This is a genomic window from Ochrobactrum sp. SFR4 (genome assembly GCF_019730395.1).
Lineage (GTDB): Bacteria > Pseudomonadota > Alphaproteobacteria > Rhizobiales > Rhizobiaceae > Pseudochrobactrum.
In genome coordinates this window covers 1-230 of record NZ_JAAPBB010001487.1, presented here as the reverse complement: position 1 = coordinate 230, position 230 = coordinate 1, and the positions used below count along the sequence as shown (strand labels likewise).

Genomic DNA, 230 nt, shown 5'->3' with positions numbered 1-230 from the left:
ATAGCCAGCTGGTACCTTTGTTTGAAACTTTCCTGGCTGCAGCAGACCAGCTGAATGACACGGTTGCACTGCGTAATTTCCAGTTGAGAGAACGCCGTCTTGTGGCCTTGGAGAAGGCCTATGGTAAGGACAATTTCTCCTGGCATATGCTCAATGTTTCATTGGCCAGCCGCATTGCTATGGATAAGATTATCGCGTTGTCTGATAAAGGAGACCTCAACACAGCTTCG

1 protein-coding gene is annotated in these 230 nt (G+C 48.3%); it reads left to right on the top strand.

All coding sequences use genetic code 11. The annotated features are described in order from the left end of the window. Window positions 1–17 precede the first annotated feature (17 nt). The coding region (locus tag HBA93_RS23975) for a hypothetical protein (RefSeq protein WP_221724873.1) at window positions 18–230 on the top strand (213 nt) is incomplete at its 3' end.